Source organism: Clostridium sp. CM038 (assembly GCF_055081105.1).
Genome location: NZ_CM143651.1, coordinates 1,777,427 through 1,798,448, shown reverse-complemented (window position 1 = coordinate 1,798,448; position 21,022 = coordinate 1,777,427). Strand labels below are relative to the sequence as shown.

General features: G+C 32.2%; 16 protein-coding genes. 1 reads left to right on the top strand and 15 read right to left on the bottom strand.

The window, feature by feature from the left end:
* Window positions 1-20: 20 nt before the first annotated feature.
* The 10 genes from ACWJKS_RS08105 to ACWJKS_RS08060 all read right to left on the bottom strand — a co-directional run bounded on the left by ACWJKS_RS08105 (window position 21) and on the right by ACWJKS_RS08060 (window position 11,597).
* A complete protein-coding gene (locus ACWJKS_RS08105; RefSeq protein ID WP_216304328.1) occupies window positions 21-761 on the bottom strand; it encodes an N-acetyltransferase in 741 nt (246 codons plus the stop codon).
* 34 nt (window positions 762-795) lie between these two features.
* Entirely contained in the window at window positions 796-1,884 is a 1,089-nt protein-coding gene (locus ACWJKS_RS08100) for a Gfo/Idh/MocA family protein (RefSeq protein ID WP_216304329.1), read from the bottom strand.
* A gap of 93 nt (window positions 1,885-1,977) precedes the next feature.
* Window positions 1,978-3,294 (bottom strand): nucleotide sugar dehydrogenase, encoded by a 1,317-nt coding sequence (locus tag ACWJKS_RS08095; protein WP_216304330.1) that lies wholly within the window; start codon window positions 3,292-3,294, stop codon window positions 1,978-1,980.
* 349 nt (window positions 3,295-3,643) lie between these two features.
* On the bottom strand, window positions 3,644-5,053 hold the full coding sequence (ltrA, locus tag ACWJKS_RS08090) for a group II intron reverse transcriptase/maturase (RefSeq protein WP_258280593.1): 1,410 nt from the start codon (window positions 5,051-5,053) through the stop codon (window positions 3,644-3,646).
* A gap of 463 nt (window positions 5,054-5,516) precedes the next feature.
* On the bottom strand, window positions 5,517-6,425 hold the full coding sequence (gene galU, locus ACWJKS_RS08085; RefSeq protein WP_462960907.1) for a UTP--glucose-1-phosphate uridylyltransferase GalU: 909 nt from the start codon (window positions 6,423-6,425) through the stop codon (window positions 5,517-5,519).
* 55 nt (window positions 6,426-6,480) lie between these two features.
* A complete protein-coding gene (locus ACWJKS_RS08080) occupies window positions 6,481-7,257 on the bottom strand; it encodes a tyrosine-protein phosphatase (RefSeq protein WP_216303550.1) in 777 nt (258 codons plus the stop codon).
* 21 nt (window positions 7,258-7,278) lie between these two features.
* Window positions 7,279-7,962 carry a CpsD/CapB family tyrosine-protein kinase gene (locus ACWJKS_RS08075; protein WP_165413615.1) on the bottom strand — a complete coding sequence of 228 codons (684 nt, stop codon included), beginning with the start codon at window positions 7,960-7,962 and terminating at the stop codon, window positions 7,279-7,281.
* A gap of 12 nt (window positions 7,963-7,974) precedes the next feature.
* On the bottom strand, window positions 7,975-8,646 hold the full coding sequence (locus ACWJKS_RS08070) for a YveK family protein (RefSeq protein WP_165413614.1): 672 nt from the start codon (window positions 8,644-8,646) through the stop codon (window positions 7,975-7,977).
* Window positions 8,646-9,716 carry a tetratricopeptide repeat protein gene (locus ACWJKS_RS08065; protein ID WP_462953903.1) on the bottom strand — a complete coding sequence of 357 codons (1,071 nt, stop codon included), beginning with the start codon at window positions 9,714-9,716 and terminating at the stop codon, window positions 8,646-8,648. The genes ACWJKS_RS08070 and ACWJKS_RS08065 overlap by 1 nt, the downstream gene beginning before the upstream one ends.
* A gap of 150 nt (window positions 9,717-9,866) precedes the next feature.
* Window positions 9,867-11,597 (bottom strand): phospho-sugar mutase, encoded by a 1,731-nt coding sequence (locus ACWJKS_RS08060; protein ID WP_220286808.1) that lies wholly within the window; start codon window positions 11,595-11,597, stop codon window positions 9,867-9,869.
* 409 nt (window positions 11,598-12,006) lie between these two features.
* On the opposite strand from ACWJKS_RS08060, the gene ACWJKS_RS08055 reads away from it, so the two are divergent.
* A complete protein-coding gene (locus tag ACWJKS_RS08055; protein ID WP_165413611.1) occupies window positions 12,007-13,497 on the top strand; it encodes an aminotransferase class I/II-fold pyridoxal phosphate-dependent enzyme in 1,491 nt (496 codons plus the stop codon).
* Between the two features lie 19 nt (window positions 13,498-13,516).
* On the opposite strand, the gene ACWJKS_RS08050 is transcribed toward ACWJKS_RS08055, so the two are convergent.
* The 5 genes from ACWJKS_RS08050 to ACWJKS_RS08030 all read right to left on the bottom strand — a co-directional run bounded on the left by ACWJKS_RS08050 (window position 13,517) and on the right by ACWJKS_RS08030 (window position 20,898).
* Entirely contained in the window at window positions 13,517-14,362 is an 846-nt protein-coding gene (locus ACWJKS_RS08050; RefSeq protein ID WP_216303554.1) for a hypothetical protein, read from the bottom strand.
* Window positions 14,363-14,600: 238 nt separating this feature from the next.
* Window positions 14,601-15,614, bottom strand: a complete 1,014-nt coding sequence (locus ACWJKS_RS08045) for an alpha-hydroxy-acid oxidizing protein (protein ID WP_216303555.1) — start codon at window positions 15,612-15,614, stop codon at window positions 14,601-14,603.
* 12 nt (window positions 15,615-15,626) lie between these two features.
* Window positions 15,627-16,088, bottom strand: a complete 462-nt coding sequence (locus ACWJKS_RS08040; RefSeq protein ID WP_165413608.1) for a 2-thiouracil desulfurase family protein — start codon at window positions 16,086-16,088, stop codon at window positions 15,627-15,629.
* A gap of 14 nt (window positions 16,089-16,102) precedes the next feature.
* The gene (locus tag ACWJKS_RS08035) at window positions 16,103-18,469 is read right to left on the bottom strand and encodes an endonuclease MutS2 (protein ID WP_462953906.1); all 2,367 of its coding nucleotides are present in this window, start codon (window positions 18,467-18,469) and stop codon (window positions 16,103-16,105) included.
* 50 nt (window positions 18,470-18,519) lie between these two features.
* A complete protein-coding gene (locus ACWJKS_RS08030) occupies window positions 18,520-20,898 on the bottom strand; it encodes a U32 family peptidase (RefSeq protein ID WP_462960906.1) in 2,379 nt (792 codons plus the stop codon).
* Window positions 20,899-21,022: the final 124 nt, after the last annotated feature.

The following is a 21,022-nucleotide window of genomic DNA, read 5'->3' as shown; positions in this document are numbered from 1 at the left end:
TTATCACCTTTTGCTTCCTTTTATTGATTTTTAAGCAATTGATCCTCTGGTACAGATCGAAGCACTTTAGCTGGATTACCAACTACGATTTTACCTGCTTCCACGTCTTTTGTGACCACACTACCTGCTGCCACAAAACCATCTTCATGTATAACAATACCTGGCAGGATAACTGCTCCTGCTCCAATTCTACCACCTTTTTTTATAGTTACCCCTTTGAACTTTCCAAATCTTTCTTTTGATCTGCCTGCATAATTATCATTAGAGGTTGTAACACATGGCGCAATAAATACATAATCCTCAACTTCTGAATAAGCTGTTAAATATACATTAGTCTGTATTTTGCAATTAGAACCAACCTTACAGAAATTTTCAATAGTTGCTGCGCGGCCGATAATTGTTTTTGAACCTACAATTACATTTTCTCTTATTACAGCAGTGTCAGCAATAAGTGTTTTTTCTGCAATTGCGCATCCACAATAAATAATCACTCCTGCCCCTATAATGCAACCTTCACTTATTTCAGCTGGAAGCAATTTTTCCTCACTTTTGAATATACTGTTTACTGATCTCATAGGTTGTTTACCTATTACCGTATTATCATCTATTCTAACATTATCTGCTATAACAGTTCCTATGTGAATAACTACATTACTTCCTATAATACAATTTTCACCTATTACTACATTATCTTCTACTACCACAAAATGTCCCATTGTTACATTATTGCCAATTTTGCTTTTTTCTGAAACATAATTCATAAAAATACCCTCTTTTCATATAATATCTTCAAAATTATTTTTTCATTTCGAGTGTTGAGAAATCCCCCATTGGAAATTTAACTGGGAGACCTGTAAGTCTTGATTTATAAGCTGCAAGTATAATAGACATACCTTTTTTTCCTTCTTCGCCATTTATAAGCGGTTCTCTATGCATATTTATAGCATCTATCATATTTTTAAATAAGGGGGTATGTCCGAAGCCATATACTGAATCTGGATTTCCCTTTTGCTGCGTTAATATTTCCTGCTCAGTATCCTTATTATCAGCAAATCTCCAAGTTTCTATTGAATTAACTGCAATGCCTCCGATAGAAACAGTACCAGTTTCACCAAAAATGCTCAATGTTTCTTCCAAGTTTTTAGGATATACACAAGCCGATCCTTCAACTATACCTATAGCTCCATTTATAAATCTTATAATTATTGCTCCAAAATCCTCACCTTCTATATCTCGAAGGAAAGTACCACACTGAGCATAAACCGTATCTATTTCTCCACCCATCATCCATTGTAATAAATCAATATTGTGAATACATTGATTCATTAAAGTACCACCATCCAGGCTCCACGTTCCTCTCCAAGGTGCTTGCGTGTAATATTCCATATTTCTATTCCAAAGAATTCTTGCTGTTCCATTAACTAATTTTCCAAACCTGTTTTTGTCGACTGCAGCTCTAAGTTTTCTTATTGGCTCATTAAACCTATTTTGGTGACTAACACAAAGCTTTACATTATTTTCTCTTGAGCATTTAATCATTCTATCAGCATCTTGAATAGATAATGCCATTGGTTTTTCAACAATTACATGTTTCCCACTATTCATGCAATATATAGCTATTTCTGGATGATACCCACTTTCAGTAGCTATAGAAACCATATCAATATCAGTTTTCTCAAGCATTTCTTTATAATCTATATAAACTTTTACATCTGAATTTTCACCTATTGCTTCTATATACTCATCTCTTTTGGAATTAGCATTAACTTCTAACACATCGCAAACTGCTACAAGTTCAACTTCTGTTTTATTTTGTGTTATAGCCTCCACGTGTTTGTATGCTATTCTTCCACATCCTATTATTGCAATTTTTAATTTTTTCATTTAAACCCCTCCTTGCAATTACTCTTAAAGGTGCCTTCCTAGGATTTTGGCATGCAATATTATAAAATATTTTACAATGCTTGCATGCATTATTTAGAGTTTATTTATCTTTTCTCTATTATTTACAACATGCTTTGTAGCATTTCTAGTATCATATAGTAAGCTAGCTTCTTCCACAATTTTTTCATAATTATAACCACTATGATCTGTGGTTATTACTACTATATCCGCATTTTTTATTTCATATTCCCAAGTTACAGATACATATTCTTTACCCTTGTGTGTGAATTTTTTAATAAATGGATCATTTATAATTATATCCGCACCATTTTTTTCTAATTGATCAATAACCTTTAATGTTGGTGATTCTCTCACATCATCTATGTCTTTCTTGTAAGCTACACCCATAAGGAGAACTTTTGCTCCGTTTAGTGCCTTTTTATTACCATTTAAAAGTTTCATAACATTTTCAAGCACAAATTCAGGCATATAATCGTTAATTATACCCGACGCTTCTATTAATTTTGTATGATAATCATACTCTTTTGCTTTCCACTCTAGATAAAATGGATCAAGTGGTATACAGTGTCCACCAATCCCTGGGCCTGGGTAGAATGGCATAAATCCATAAGGCTTAGTTTTAGCTGCATCTATTACTTCCCAAACATCTATATTCATCCTTTTACACAGAATAGCCATTTCATTAGCTAGTGCTATATTTACATTTCTAAAAGTATTTTCAAGAATTTTTTCCATTTCAGCCACTGCTGGAGAAGACACTTCCAATATTTCTCCCTCTAGTACACTTCTGTACAACATTCCTGCTACTTCAGTACAATTAGGAGTACATCCTCCAACTACCTTTGGGGTGTTTTTTGTATTAAACTGCTTATTCCCTGGATCAACTCTCTCTGGAGAAAATGCCAAGAAAAAATCTACTCCACATTTTAAACCTGATTCTTCAAGTATTGGTTTTAGTACTTCCTGCGTTGTTCCTGGGTATGTAGTGCTTTCGAGTACTACTAACATCCCCCTATGTAAATACTTAGCTACACTTCTAGTTGATTCCACTACATATGATAAATCCGGTTGCTTATATAAATCTAGTGGCGTAGGGACTGCAATACACACTGTATCAACATCCTTAACAAAGCTAAAGTCTGTGGTAGCTTTAAGTTTTCCTTCTTGTACTAATCTAAGTAAATCTGAATCTACAATATCACCAATGTAATTGTGTCCCTCATTTACCATTTGAACCTTTTGATCTTGAACATCAAACCCTATTACTTCATATCCTACTTTAGCCTTTTCTACAGCTAATGGCAATCCCACATAACCCAAGCCTACTACACCAAGTTTAGCTGTTTTATTTTTCAATTTTAATAATAACTCCTCTTTAAATTGAAACATTTTGTTACCTCCTATAGCCTTAGATCATATGATTTTGACAAATCTTTTATCAACAGCTTCATGGCTACATTTTACCACATTATAAGTTCCTACCCAAAACCTCTCAATATATTTTTTATAATAGCATATAATATTTTACCCCAAATATTTCTATTTGTTCAATCTATGGGAGTTTATTAACTATTTATTTAAAATTTCTTAAAAATCAAGTAATCTATTTTCTAATAAATTTACTTGGTTCATCCCCAATACTGAGCGCACCAATCGAGTAGGAGCTAAATAATTAATTTATTTAGCGACCTCTCACACCACCGTGCATACCGTTCGGTACACGGCGGTTCAATAGAAATTAATGTTTTAATAAATATGTCTCAGATATAGAAACTAATCCTATATTTTTAAGGTATTTATTGGTCAATGTTTTGTTTAATATAGGGCTATTGGATGTTCTCCAATAGCCTTTCCTTGTATTTGCATATTGCAAAGCTTTATTGTTTGGTATTCCTAATTTAACAAGGTTCCCATATTTTGTTTTAATCTTTTTCCATTGTTTCCAAAAACACATTCTAATTCTTCGCCTTAACCATTCATCAAGTGTTTTAAGAATACTTTTAATGTCTGCAATAGCAAAATAATTTATCCATCCAACTATCACTTGCTTAAGTTTCATAAACCTATATTTCATGCTCATCGCATTACTTCTTGAAGTTAATTCTTTTAGCTTTGCTTTGAATTTGATTATAGGTTTTTGAGGAACTCTCATTCTGTATTCACCTTTTGCTCGGTAAAATGAAAATCCTAAAAATTTAAGTTTCCAAGGTCTATCTACTGTACTCTTTTCTTTATTCACTCTAAGCTTTAACTTTTCCTCAATAAATCTCGTAATACTCTTCATTACTCTATTTGCTGATTTCTCACTTTTGACGTATATATTCGCATCATCAGCATATCTACAAAAGTTTAGTCCTCGTTTTGTTAGTTCTACATCGAGTTCATGTAACATTACGTTACTTAATAATGGGGACAAAGGCCCGCCTTGAGGTGCTCCTTCTTCTGTATTCATAAATACCCCATTTATCATCACTCCACTTTGTAGATACTTTCGTATCAGAGAAATTACTCTACTATCTTTAATATCTTCCGATAGTATCCTTATTAATTTATCATGATTTATCGTATCAAAGTATTTAGAAAGGTCTATATTCACCGTCCATGTATGTCCAGCATTAATATATCCCCTACATTTTTCAACAGCTTGTTTTCCACTTCTTAAAGGTCTAAAACCGTAACTATTATCAGAAAATTTCTTTTCATATACTGGTATTAGAGTTTGTGATATCGCTTGCTGAATAACTCTATCTAATACAGTAGGTATTCCAAGTAGCCTAATTCCACCGTCAGGTTTTGGTATTTCTACCCTTCTTACGGCTAGAGGTCTATATCTACTTTCTAATAATGATTGCCTTAATTCTTGTCCATGCTCTTTTAGATAATGTAGAAGTTCATCTACTGTCAAACCATCAATCCCATGACTTCCTTTATTGGCTTTTACTCTTTTATATGCTTTATTCATATTATCTCTCGATAATATCTGCTCGAGTAAACCATTATCATATTCATTCACATCGTTTCTTCCTTCTTCTGACATAGAGGAAATACTATGCACTTCTACATTACCTTCGAGTTCCACTCTATTCTCTCGTAGAGAGCCTTCTTTATGAAGTTGTCTGCTTTTATCATATTTTCTCGTATCCTTCAAAATTCCAAAACCTCCTATTGTTCAGTCCTTCCCACGCTAACGCGTTTTGCATGGTACTATGACGTCTGCTGACTTCTGATAGTTCAGCCATACATCACTGTATGGGTTGTTATTTCTAAATTCATATCCACAACTTACCTATCAGATCTCCCCGGGTAAGAACGCAATCTTTCACTCCATCTATCTGCTACATTTACACCACTTGTTTCGAATAGTTTTGGGCTTCGTTTTGTATTGCAAACTTACCCACAAGCATATGCCTTATATGTAGTTTCTGTTCGTCAGACCGGAGTTTGGCCGCCAACTTCCTTCAGATTCCATCTCACGATGGACACCCTTGTCTTAAGCTATGCACTTCGCACTATTAACCCGTGCTAGGGACTTTCACCCATTAGATTGCGCCCATGCCGGGCGCACAATAAAAAAAAGCCAGTTTCACTTGGCTTTTTACTAATACTCTCTGTTATAGATTATTACTACATTTATTATAAATTTCTTTAAAAGAATCGTTATCCTTAATAGTTAGGAGATATTTCATAAATGCTTCTTTAAGATCATCTCTTTTAAGTGCATATTCTACATTTGCTTCTAAAAATCCTTCTTTATCCCCTACATCATATCTTCTGCCATCAAAATTATAAGCATACATATTTTCCTCTGCTATTAAAGTTTTTAAAGCATCTGTAAGTTGAATTTCCCCACCCTTACCAGGCTTTGTATTTTCTAAAATATCAAATATTCTAGGTGTTATAATATATCTTCCGAGTATTGCTATGTTTGATGGTGCTTCGGATGCGTTAGGCTTTTCAATAACATCTTCAACCTTATAAACTCTATCTTCTACTGAAGTTCCCTTTACTATGCCATATTTGCTAACTTCACTTAAAGGAACCTTTTGAACTCCTAAAATTGAAGTTTCATATTTGCCGTAGCAATCTATGAGTTGTTTTAAACAAGGTACTTCACTATCCACCACATCATCGCCCAACATTACAGCAAAAGGTTCGTTCCCCACAAAGGTTTTTGCACAACCTATAGCATGACCTAGTCCTTTAGGTTCTTTCTGACGTATGTAATAAATGTTTGCCATATTAGATATATCCCTAACCATTGTTAAGGTATCTTCCTTACCGTTCTTCTCTAATTGTTGTTCAAGTTCAATCGACTTATCAAAATGATCTTCGATTGCTCTTTTATTTCTTCCTGTTATAATTAATATTTCCTCAATCCCAGACGCAACCGCTTCCTCTATAATATACTGTATTGTTGGTTTATCAACAATTGGTAACATCTCTTTTGGTTGTGCCTTTGTTGCTGGCAAAAATCTTGTACCAAGCCCCGCTGCTGGAATTATAGCTTTTTTTACTCTCATAGTTTTTCTCCCCTCAAATAATGCATTTCTATATTTCAACCTTATTTCTCAAAATTCATTTGATAAAACTTAAAAATGAAATCTTGCCTTTTTCTTTTTTAAGTTTTATTTCTAAGACTTCCAATGAGGAAACATTATTAATAATGTTAGTTTGATTTTCAGCAATCCAGTTATATACAGCTTGATTTTTATGTTTTATAATTGCATAAGCTTCTTTTATCTTCGTTTTTCTGCTCGTAATATTATGTCCGTCACTACCCACCAAATGTATCATGTTCCTTTTTACAAATTCTTCAGCTGTTTTTTTAACTTCCTTACCATAATCACCTAATAAACTACCAGAATTTATTTGCATCAATACCCCTTGGTTAATTAAATTAATAACTAAATCATAATTTTTCATAATCCTAAGATTTCTCTCTGGATGTGCTAAAATGGGTTTTGCCCCAAGTAACATTAACTCATAAAATACATCTTCAGTGTACAGAGGAAACTGCCCCATAGGAAGCTCAATAAGTAGATATTCCGAGTCGTTAATTCCCCAAATCTTCTTTTCTTTATAGAGTTTTGGCAAATCGGGGTGCATATAAATTTCTAGTCCAGATAAAATCTTAATATTAAGATTTTCTTCCCTAGAGGCTAAAACTAATCTATCTATTTTTTCAATATATTCCTCGTGACTAAATTCAAATTCTTCAGTTATAAAATGAGGAGTAGCACAAATATATTCTACACCTTCACTATCTGCTGTTTTCAACATTTCTATGGACATGTCTAAGTTTTTTGATCCATCGTCAATAGCATATATTATATGACTATGAAAATCTATCATAAATTTACACCTTTTAAACCTTTAGTTTTCATTTCCATAATAGCCCTTATAATATTTTCCATAATAACCGCTTACAGATTGAGGAACTTTATTAAATACAACTCCCAGTATCTTTCCACCAACCTTATCAATCAATTGTTTCGCATCTACCAATGCTTTTTTTTGAGCCTCACCATATGAAGCTACAAAAATCACGCCATCTACTATTGTAGATATAATTTGTGCATCCGTTACCGCAAGAACTGGTGGTGCATCAATAAGAACTAAATCAAATTCACTTTTTAGCACTTCAATAAAGTCCCGCATTTTTTTACTTCCTAATAATTCTGCTGGATTTGGGGGCACCGGACCACTAGTTAGTATAAAAAGATTATTAACAGTTGACTTAACAACACATTCCTCTTTTTTCACACCTTGAACTAATATATTTGTTAATCCTACAGAATTGGTAATTCCCATTTTCTTGTGGATTGAAGGTTTTCTAAAATCACAATCTACAAGAATAACATTTTTACCACTTTCAGCCATAGTTATAGCTAAATTTGACATTACTGTACTTTTACCTTCTCCAACGCCAGATGAAGTAACTACTATGGATTTATATTCTTTATCCAAGGAAGAGAATTGAATATTTGTTCTTAATGTTCTAAAAGCTTCTGCCGTTCTAGATTTTGGATTTCTTAATGTTACTAATTTTTTTAACATATTCTCACCCTCCTATTTTTTATCTTGAGTTAAAGGAATAATACCTATAACTGGTAACCCAGTTAATTTTTCTATGTCCTCTTGGCTTTTTACAGTGTTATCTAAGTACTCCAATAAAAATGCTATTCCAAGCGAAACCATTAGTCCAATAAAAAATGCAATTGCTATGTTTAACTTTGAATTTGGACTATCTGGTCTTGTAGGTTGTAGTGCTTCATCTAAAAGTTGTACATTATCCACTTTTTTGACATCGTTACTTATGTATTTTAATGACTTCGCTAACTGATTAGCAATGTTCATAGCTTCTTTGGGATCCTTAGATTTAACTGTTATCGTTAAAAATTCAGTATCTCCTTTAGGTGCTACTGATATCATTCCTTGAAGCTGATTAGGCTCTATATTTAACTTAAGTGCTTTAATGACATGTTCTGAAACTTTTCGTGATTTAGAAAATTCACTATAAGTTTTGACTAATTTTTGATACATAATTACATCATTATAACTATCCTGCGGCGCCGCAGATTTACTTTCTGGTTTTCCAATTATTACTGATATATCAGATTTATAACTAGGTGTAATAACAAAATAGCTTAAAACCCCACTAAGCACCGTTGCTCCTATTGTTACTAAAATCACTAATAGTAACCTCTTTTTTATAATATTAAAATACTCCACTAACTCCATTATTTACCCTCCGCCAATTGATTTTCTAGTTGCATTACAATTTCATCTTGTGGATCTATTTTTTTAGCCATATCTAAATGTATTCTCGCCTGCGCAAAGTTTTCAACATTTAAATAACACATAACAAGATTTGTACATATCTCTATAGACTTTGTAACCTCAAATGCTTTCCTAAAATATTGAATAGCTGCTTCGTAATTTTCAAGACAAGCATAGTTAATACCAAATTCATTTACTACCTCTATCAAATCGTTGTCAATTGCTTGTGCTTCGTTTAAATAGTATATAGCCTTCTCATAATTTTGTAAATTCCTGTATGCTACAGCAGTGTGATAATATATATCTGCTCTATCTCCTAATTGTTCCATTAAAGGAATAAAAATTTCAAGTGCACCTTTAGGGTTATTAGATACTAAATCTTTCGCTTTATGAAAATTTGTTATGGTTTCCAAATCGTTTTTAAGTTCAATAACCGCTTCCGTTTGTTCTCCACCATTTATAGTATAATTGCTTATTGCTATTAATGCTAATTCATGTTTACTTTCACTATTTAAAACTAGCGCCTCATATAAATATGGATTACTGTAATTAGTGATTTGTTTAGCTTTTTCTACAAGTTTTAGTTGCTCATCCTTGAATATACTATTTGTAGCTCTTAATTTATCAACTAACAAAAAAATCTTATCGTAATTATCTTTATTTTCTTCTATAGTTAACAATCCTTTTAAGAAGATAAATGCTTCTTCGTACTTTTCATTCTGAATTTCTTTAAATATCACGCCCTTAATAAATCCTATTGAATTTGGAATAGTATTTATAATTTGTTTATACTCTTTATTGTATTTAAAAAGTTCATCTGCTCCTAAAACATAGAACATCCCTTCTATAAATAGATTAACTGGTATATTATCGAAATCTTCTTTATTCTTTACTTTTTGGATTATCTCATTAGTTCTCACTGGGAAATATATGTCCTCCAAAATCACAAAATCATTAATTTTGCTGTCTTTTTTTATTTCTAGAAAAAGAAGAACTGATAATTTTTCAGAAAAATATGTTTTAATATCCATGATTACACCTTCCTACTGGTTTAAAAATTTATGCTACAAATGTTACTATTAATAATAATAGTATACTGAGGTTGTTTTGTAAACCATATAAAATCATAAAAATGAAAATTATGGTTTTTTATGCATTTAATAACTACCTACGATACGTTTTTAATTTATGCCTGCTTCATCAAATATTGACATAACATTTTCTTTTAGCTCAGTTATTTTTTTATATGTATTCTCTAATGAATTCCCTTTAACAGATAAATAAATTTTCATTTTTGGTTCAGTTCCAGAAGGCCTAACTACAAACCAAGAACCATCCTCTAAGACAAACTTTAATACATTTGATTTTGGCAATTTAATTATTTTTTCTTTATTTGTGATTAAATCCACTTCTAAACCAGCTCTATAATCCATTTTTTTTATAATTCTGTTATTACCTATTAAGCCATTCATTGAATGTCTTAAATGTTCTATTATATTACCTATTTTTTCTGCGCCATCTTTTCCTGCAAGTTCTATTGAAACTAAACCTTCCTCGTAGTATCCATGTTCTTTATAAATATCCATCAAAGCATCATACAAACTCATGCCTTTGTTTTTATAGTAGAGTGTCATTTCACAAATTAGCATTGCAGCTATTACTGCATCTTTATCACGCACAAAATTTCCTGCTAAATAACCAAAGCTTTCTTCAAAACCAAATATAAATTCTTTTTCACCCGCATTTTCAAACTCTTTAATTTTTTCTCCAATATATTTAAATCCTGTGAGTACATCTAACACTTCAACATTATATTTTTTCCCAATACTCTCTACCATATTTGTAGTAACAATAGTTTTTATTACTACGCCATTTTTAGACAACCCATTAGTTTCACTTAATGAACTTAAAATATAATTACTTAATAATACACCTGTCTGATTTCCTGTAAGAACCTTATACTTTCCTTCTTTGTCTTTAACTACTACTCCAATCCTATCGCAGTCAGGGTCCGTACCAAAAATAATGTCAGGATTAATGTCTTTTGCCATAATAAGCGCCAATTCAAATACCTTTGGTTCTTCTGGATTAGGATATGGCGCCGTAGGGAAATTCCCATCTGGCATTTCCTGCTCTTTTACAACAAATACATTATCATATCCTAATTCTTTTAAAACTCTCCTCACAGGTACGTTTCCAGATCCATGAATAGGAGTATAAATTATTTTTAAATCCTTGGCATATTCCTTAACTAGGTCTTTTCTCATAGTTAAATTTTTAACCTTATCAATGTATGATAAATAAAGATTTTCTCCAATTATTGTTAACATTCCATTGGTTTTAGCTTTATGAAACTCCATAGTTTTAACCTTAGAAAAATCTTTTATGCTAGCTGCACAATTTATAATTTGGCTTGCAGCTTCATCAGTGACTTGTCCACCATCATCTCCATAAACCTTATATCCATTGTACTCTTTAGGATTATGTGATGCTGTAATAACAATACCGGCTTTACTTTTTAGTGCGCGTACAGCATAAGATAAAATTGGAGTCGGTGTTAATTGTTCAAATAAATTAACGAAAATACCATTCCCACAAAGAGTTTCTGCAGCAGCTATTGCAAATTCCTTAGACATATTTCTTGAATCATACGCTATGCTAACTGATATATTCCCCTTATATCTTGAGTTCAAATAATCTGCTAACCCTTGAGTAGCTTTACCTATGGTATGTATATTCATTCTGTTTGTTCCTGCTCCAATTACACCTCTTAATCCTCCTGTACCAAACTCTAAATCCTTATAAAATCTATCTTCAATTTCTTTTTCATCTACTAATTGCTCTAGCTCTTTCTTTAATTTCAAGTCTATCAAATTAGAATTAATCCAACTTTTATATTTTTCTTTGTACATTTTATATTACCCTCCTTATATTCCCCTGAGGAAGCAAACAATTATTATCTTCCTTTCTATTCCTCCTAATCTATCTTTAGTCTATTATATTATACTATCAATGCATTACAAATAAAAGGCATTTTTTACAAATAACCCACTTTTTCATGTTTTCAATTACTGTATTTCTACTAAAAAGCTTAATTGCCTAGCATTTACGACATGATTATCTTTTATTTGAAGATTATAATTGCATTTATATATCTAATCATTTATAATTATAAATTGGCTGAATGAATATACTATAAAGAACAGTTTTAAAAATTTGGAACATTTAAATAAATAGACTAGGATATAATAGTCTAACATACTGACTCGTTATTTATTTAAATGTTTTCTAATATAAATTCTTTTGAAAGGGGTGTATAGATTGTATAGATTAAATCAAAATGAAACTCCACTATTTGATGCTCTAATGGAATATGTAGACAGAGAAACCTTACCTTTTCACGTACCTGGGCATAAAAAAGGAATAGGCGCTGATGAACAATTTAGAAATTTTATGGGGGAAAACCCTTTTAAAATTGACGTTACGGTTTTTAAACTTGTTGATAGTTTTCACCACCCAACTGGACCTATCAAAAAGGCACAAGAATTAGCAGCGGATGCTTATGGTGCTGATGCATCATTTTTCTCAGTACATGGAACTTCTGGCGCTATTCAAGCTATGATTATGTCTGTAGTTGGATCTGGTGATAAAATCATTGTACCTAGAAATGTACATAAATCCATAACTGGTGGTATCATTTTATCAGGTGCAGTTCCAGTTTATATGCAACCAGAACTAGATAAAAAAATAGGTGTTGCTCATGGAGTTTCCCCAGAAACAGTGGAAGAAACCTTAAAGAATAATCCTGATGCAAAAGCTGTACTTATAATTAACCCAACATATTATGGAGTTTCCACTGATATTAAGAAAATTGCAGATATTGTTCATGAATACGATATTCCTTTTATAGTTGATGAAGCTCATGGCCCTCATCTTAATTTTAATAGCAAATTACCAATGTCAGCAATGGAAGCTGGTGCAGACATCTGTGCTCAAAGCACTCATAAAATTATAGGTTCATTAACTCAAAGTTCAATGCTACATGTTAATTCAAAGCGTGTTAACCCCGCTAGAGTTAAACAACTAATAAACCTAATGCACACAACGTCACCTTCCTACATTCTAATGGCATCACTGGATTGTGCTAGGAGACAAATTGCATTAGAGGGCACTCAGCTTTTAGAAAAAACTATTGATTTATGTAATTATGTAAGAAATGAAGTAAATAAAATCCCAGGATTTTATTGTTTTGGCGAAGAGGTTTTAGATGGTTTTGGTGCTTACGCTTTTGATCCAACTAAAATAACAATAACTTGTAGAGATTTAGGAATAACTGGTTATGACTTGGATATGATTTTATCTAACAAATATCATATCCAAATGGAATTATCTGATCTTTATAACATATTAGCCGTTGGTTCGTATGGAGATACAAAAGATGGAATGGAGCAATTACTTCAAGCTTTAGTAGAAATAAGCAATGAGTACTATGGCAAAGGCACAATAAAATCTGATTTTATTGATATTCCTAGTATTCCAGAGCAAGTTCAAATTCCACGCGAGGCTTTCAACAGCGTAAACACTGCTGTTGAAATCAAAAATAGTGTTGGTATGATAAGCGGAGAATTCTTGATGGCTTATCCACCTGGCATTCCAGTACTTTGCCCCGGTGAGAGAATAACTCAAGAAATCGTAGATTATGTTGAAAAATTGAAAAACACTGGATTATATGTTCAAGGAACTGAAGACCCTGAAGTTGAATATATAAAAGTTGTTAGAGAAGAAGATGCTGTTTATATAACTGTTGAATAGAAGAAAAAGAACTCCTGATTTAGGAGTTCTTTTTTCTTCTATTCAATTTTACTCTATAATCAACATTTGCTTTTTCAATAGTTCCTAAATACTTGAAATATTCAGTGTCTTGCATTTCACTTATTTTTTCACAGGTATTAACTGTTTTAATAAAATACTCCATAACATGAATTATCTTTTTTAAGGGTTCAGCTAATTTTTGATTAAGCCTAATGGACATTTGTTTTCTCTTATTTTCGGAAATTCTTTTAATATTTTCATAGCATTCGCTTGCAGAATATACCAATCTTATCTTTTGTAAATTTATGCTTAAGGCATCTCTGTATGTTGGCAATAATTCTTCCAACATATGTTCATTAAAATATTTTTTCTCCTCTTTAAATTCCTGAGATTTATCTATAAGTTGTTTTAAAGTTTCATTATTCTTTTTTCTAATATCAGGCAATTGAGTAACAATTTGTTTTACCTGCTCTGAGTCCACAACTCCTTCTTTAGTTAATAACTCTAAACCCTTAGCCACTAATTTATACTCTTTCTTATCCTTTTCAACTGTAGATTCATCTTGAAATGAATTTACTATGCATGCTCTGTTTTCTGTATTATAAAATATTTCTGAAAAATAAGCTAATTTCGCTAGTCTTTCTTGTAAAAATTTTTCAGTAGCAATTTCATTTTTTTCATTAATATAAAGATATCCCAAATTTTCTTTACGAAAATTTCCGAACAATTTCTTAGAAAATACAATCTCTCTATATAATATATTATTATATTCTAAAGGGGTAGAGATCCTAACTACTTCACCTTTCTTTGTATATTGCTTTATATGCTCTAATATTTCTTTAGATGCTAGTATGTATATTGGCATTTTTATTCCTCCTTTGTTTTCTCATTTACGATTCTAAGGCTTTTACAAATGTTTTTGCCAATTTAACGACATTTCAGAAGGAAAGTCTCCTACTTCTATAAGTGGGAGTATAAATCTCCTTCTGAAGTTGTCGATGCATCTTCCTCGAAGCTGTGAAGCTCTGCAGGAGATGATTTAATCTACTAAAAGGAGTAGAGAATTAAAAAGATCACAATATTTCAGTGACCTTTTAATAAATTTAATATAAAATTCTATTATTAACATTTTGTATAGATTTACACCCTGTAAGCACCATAGCTGATTTTAATTCACCTCTAAGGTAATCAATATAAGATTTTACGCCTTCAGCCTTGCCTCCAAATGATGCGGTTACAAATGGCCTCCCAATAAGTACCGCGTCTGCACCTAGTGCTAGCATTTTAAGTATATCTGCTCCACTTCGAACTCCACCATCAGCTAAAATAATTACTTTACCCTTAACTTCCTTCGCAATTTCCGTAAGAACATCTGCTACACCCGGGGTTTGGTCTAATACTCTCCCACCATGATTTGACACTACAATTGCGGATACCCCTGCATCCACCGCAAGTTTTGCTTCGTCTGCTGTCATTATTCCTTTTAAAATAAATGGAAGCTTCGTTGATTCAACAATTTCTTTAATCTCTTCTACGGTTTTAGGCATAACTGGTTTGCCATGAAGTGCTAACGTAATAAGACCGCAAGCATCTATATCCATACCTATAGCAAATGCGCCTGCTTTTTCTGCTAATTTAATTTTTTCTATAACGTTTGCATTTTCCCAAGGTTTTATTATTGCAATGCCGTTTCCACCCTGTTTTTCTAATTCACAAAGATTAGTTGTAAAAAAAGAATCTACAGCAGTATCTCCCACCATTGGGATTATACCACCCTTAAGGCATCCACTAATAACCCAAGATATATATTCTTCTTCACTAAATTTACCACCCATGTTTAAAGTAGTTCCAGATACGGGAGCTGCAAATACAGGTATATCCATTTTTATTCCAAATAATTCTATAGAAGTATCTGGGTTTTTTGCATCATGTATAGTTCTCATATTAAGTTTATAAGCTGCCAGTGACTCTATATTAATTTTAAAAGCATCCCCTGTTCCTTTTCCGCCCATTCCAGGTACCTCTCCAGCACAAGCTACTCCATTACATATAGGACAAACTCTACAGCTTTTGTTTAAATTCCCTCTAGCATCTTTTAAAACATCTTTATAATTCATTTTATTTCCCCCTTAGTTATAATCTAAATCATCTAGATTTTCTTCTGTAAAAACTTTTATACCCCTGGATAATAATAACTCCGCAGTAACTCCATTACCTTTTTTTTTGGTTCCACTAAAAGTTCCATCGTATATTTGGGGAGTTCCACAAGAAGGACTTCGTGCTTTTAAAATAGCAATACTAGCTCCAACGTTTTGTGCAATTTCAAGAGTTTCATAAGCCCCTTTTATAAACTTTGCAGTTACATCATCATCCTCTGGCCCAAGAATTCTAGCTTTACCTTCTAGCACATCTCTACCATTCCCGTTTACAATTTCATGAGGAGCCCTAGGGGTTTCTTGTCCCCCTAACTGTTCTGGGCAAACAGGCATAACTTTTCCTTCTTTCAATAGTTTAAGCACCCTTAAATCTAAATTATTGCCACCATTATATTTACAATTAACTCCACATAAACAAGCACTTGCAATAATCATATCATAACCATCCTTTATTTTAGTTCTACTACAGTAACTCCACTACCGCCTTCACCGTAATTTCCCAATCTATATGTTTTAACATGGCCATGCCTCTTTAACATATCTGTAATAGCTTTTCTTAAAACTCCTGTCCCCTTGCCATGAATAATTGTAGCTTCTTTAAGTCCTCCTAAACAAGCTTCATCTAAATATTTATCAACAGTATAAAGAGCTTCCTCCGAATCCATACCTCTTAAATCTACAGAAGTTGACACACTTCTTATATTTAGCTTCATTTCTCTCTTAATTATCTTTGCCTTTTTCTTATCTTCCTGCGTAAGCTTTGATTCTCTCAGATCACCCACTTTGACATTTATCTTCATAATGCCAGCTTGAACCTGCACCTCACCCTTTTTATCAGGTTTTGAGATTACAATAACCTTTTGGTTAAGAGATGGTAAATATACTTCCTGACCTTGTTTTACATTTTTTAATTTTTCTCCTAGTTCGTCATTGCTTTTTTCTACATGTCTATCTAATGTTTCAAGCTTATTTTTAATTTTCATTCTTTCCTCTTCAAGCTTTTGCCTTGCTTCAGAGGAATATCCAAGCTTTTCAAGTTGTCTCATGTTTTTAAGAATGACATCTGATTCTTCCTTGGCATCTTTTATAAGTCTCTTTGCTTCCCTTTGAGCTTCATACATTGCATTTTCTCTAATGTTTTCAAGTTTATATAATTTTTCCTGGTATTTGTCTTTTAACTTACTAGCTTCTAGCTTCAAAGCTTCAGCTTCCCTAGCATCACGCTCTGCCTTTATGCTCTTTTCTTGCAAACTTTGAACTAATTCTTCAAACTCTAATGTATCTTTAGAAATATTCTCTTTTGCATTTTTAATAATGTAATCTGGGAGACCTAGTCTCTTAGATATTTCAAAAGCATTTGATTTACCTGGTACTCCAATTATCAGTCTATATGTTGGGCTTAACGTGTCTACATTAAATTCTACAGAAGCATTTTCAACCCCTGTAGTTTTTAAAGCATATCCTTTTAATTCACTATAATGGGTAGTCGCAACTACTTTTGTACCTCTTGCCCTTAAATTTTCGAGAATCGAAACAGCAAGTGCTGCTCCCTCTGTAGGATCTGTTCCAGCTCCTAATTCATCAAATAGAGCTAGAGATTTTATATCTGCTTTTTCAATTATATTTACTATATTTGCCATATGGGAAGAAAAGGTAGATAAGCTTTGCTCTATGCTTTGCTCGTCACCTATATCTGCGAAAATCTCATGAAAAAAGCTTACCATGGACCCTTCTCTAGCTGGAATTAAAATCCCACTCATAGCCATTAACTGAATTAAGCCTACAGTTTTTAAAGTTACTGTTTTACCCCCGGTATTGGGTCCTGTTATTACTAGTGAAGTAAATTCTCCTCCTAAATAAATATTACTAGGTACTACAACCAACGGATCTATCAAAGGGTGCCTTGCTTCAATTATATCTATTACTCCCTCTTCATTAACCCCTGGAATAATAGCATTAATTTCTATTGCATACCCTGCCTTTGCAAAAATAAAATCTAATTCCCATACTATATTTGCATTGTTACCAACAATATTTATATTTTCATATATCTTATAGGATAATTCAGCCAAAATTCTTTCAACCTCAGCCTTTTCCTTTAGCATAATTTCCTTAATTTCATTATTTAGGTTCACTAAACTCATTGGCTCAATGAATAGTGTAGCCCCTGAAGAACTCTGATCATGCACAATTCCTGGCACACTACCCTTATGTTCTATTTTAACAGGAATTACGTATCTATCCCCTCTTATAGTATAAAGGCTTTCTTGAAGATATTTTGCATTTGATCTAACTAGTGAAGTTACCTTATCTTTTACTGAAGCATTTTTCTCTTTTAAAGATTTCCTTAAGCTAAAAAGCAAACTACTAGCCCTATCAGAAATTTCTTCATCACTAATTATTGCTATAAAAATTTCATCTTCTAATTTTTTTATTGGGACAATCCCTATACATATATCTTCTAAAACTCTAGAGGACTGCTCATCTGACTTGTTACCAACATAATTTTGAAATAATCTAGCACACCTAAGCATTTGCGCTATCCTCAAAAGCTGCGTTGGCATAAGTGATGCTGCTTTTGATGCCCTTATTATTGCAGATCGAACATCATATATACCTTCAAATGGTGCACTTCCTTTTTTTGATAAAAGCAGTAATGCCTCATTAGTTTCCTGTAAGTGTTCTTTTACTTCATAAATATTAGTGTAAGGCTCCAAACCCTCTATAAGGTCTTTACCTGCCGTAGTGTGCGTGTATGCTTTGATTTTTTCTTTAATTTTATAGTATTCTAAAACCTTTAATGATTTTGTATTCATAATAATTCACCATCTTTCCTTTGTTAAAAAATTTAAAAGCCTACTATTATTTATTCGACTCCTCTTTTATAGTGCCCTCTAGTATAATTTTTAAATTCTCCTTGCCATTCTTTATTGATATAATTTCTAAGAACCTCTATAGTTTCCTCATAATTTTCATAGATAAAATCTAATCTAAAAGAGGAAATATTATTTTTCTTTATTTCATCCATATTTGAGATCAAATTCACAGGCACATTGTTATAAATATAGCTTCTACAATATTTGTCAGTATCAATACTAAATTCTGCGCCCATTCTATCTTTAAGTGTATACAATCCTTTGATGCATTTCTCTTTGCAGGTATTATTATCACTCTTGTTTCCAAAAACGCTTCCTATAGCACAATATTCACTAACCATAAGCTCATATTTTCCGTAAATCATAATTTGCAGTGGCAAAGAACTTTTAGTTGCAATTTTCTTGATTTCCATTTGGTTTAACTCAGCACTAATACAAGTTCCCGTTAGAAAATCCTTGTAAAAATCTCCTGCATAGCTATTAAAAATATTCAATTTATAATCCCCAATTACAGTGATTTTTTTATTAAATCTACTAATTATTCCTAGATTAGCAGTAATAATACCTTTTAATTTACCTAAGTTATTCTCAATAAATTCACAAATACTTTCAAATTCTTCTTTCATAATATTGGGAACCTTAAAATAAATATTTACATCATACTCATTAAAGTTGATGTTACATCTTCTCATAAAAGGATTTATAGCAATATTATCAAAACCCATTTCAAGTACCGCTTTTAATTGCTCTTCATTTGTTACATATATAAGTGTCTCAGGTATAATGTTATTTTTATTCTCATTAAATTCTAAATAATTCTTTTCTCCCTGTAGGCTAAGTCCTTTATTGTAATTAATCTGCACATTATTTTTTTCTCTTTTATATTTTGCTATTATATAATTTTGAACGTCATCTATTAATTCTCGCCTAACTAAATTCAATGTTGCCATTGGCACAAAACCTTCTTCAAAGCTTTCAAAATTCACTTCATTTATTTTGAAAGGAGTATCTCCTGTTTTAGATAGATTTTTGGTTATACGTTCTCTTTCAAGTGGTTTATTTAAAGCTTCTTGAACAATATCTCCCTTAACATTAAAGCCTTTTCCCATATAACTTGTACTTATACTTAAAGGCTTATTTGTGGCGAACTCAATCGAAAGATTTATTTCTATTTTCCTCTTAAATTTATCCTTATACCTATTTGAAAGATCATCCATTAACTTAACATCAGAAATTTTGTATAAAAAGTCTCCAGCTTTAAATTTAGCTGGTTTTAATAAAACTCTATCGGAGGTCACTGCATTTTCGACCTCTATTCCATTCTTTATTATTTTTGAAATAGCAAACCCATCCTCTAAAAACATTACACCATCTTTTAATGCTACATTCTCTAAAAGTGTTACTGACAAATCATCATTTGCGATGCCTATTGGTAGCCCAGAATTTTTAGGCACTTTATATGCCATCATATCTTTTCCTTTGTTACCATATAGGTAAGCTTTTGAAAACCCTTCTCTATTAAATAATTGTGTTAAAACTTTAGTATCCTTATCTAATTTTTGTATTTTATTATTACAAATATTGTCCAGCGCTCGTCTATATATTTCCACAACACCTGCAACATATTCCGGTTTTTTCATTCTTCCTTCAATTTTTAGTGAAGACGTGCCACTTTTAGCTATATCTTTTAAGTTTTCTATTGTACAAGTATCTTTAGGGCTTAAAAGGTATGCCTTATACATTTTGTCAGTGTTTTTATCTGTTAGTGTATAAGGTAATCTGCAGGGTTGAGCACATCTGCCCCTGTTTCCACTCCGCCCTCCAATAATACTACTCATAAGACACTGTCCCGAATAACATATGCATAAAGCTCCATGAACAAAAACTTCTGTTTCCACTTTTAAAGTGTTAGATATGTAATCAATTTCTTTTAAACTAAGCTCTCTTGAGAGAACTATCCTAGTAAATCCCATCTCTTTTAAAAACAAGGCAGCTTCGCCATTATGAATCGTCATCTGTGTGGACGCATGAAGCTCAAAATCAGGAAAATTATTTCTTATTAAGTATATTAATCCTGTATCTTGAACAATCAGTGCATCTACTCCTACACTATATAAAAAGCCTACATACTCCATAATTTCTTTTAATTCGTTATCCTTTAGTAATGTGTTTAAAGTAACATATACTTTAACTCCATAAATATGACAGTAATCTACTGCCCGAGCGAGGTTCTCATTATCAAAATTAAAAGCATAAGCTCTTGCTGAGAATTTACTTCCTCCTATATAAACTGCATCTGCCCTCATTTGCACTGCTGCATATACGCTTTCCATACTTCCAGCAGGGGCTAGTAATTCAATCTTTTCCATTTACATCTCTCCTAATTAGTGTTGTAAGTCTTATTATACAGTAAATGTTGTCATCAATACAACAAAACCTCCACTGGATTTCCAGTAGAGGTTTCAATACTTATTTAATTATAATAGACTTAAG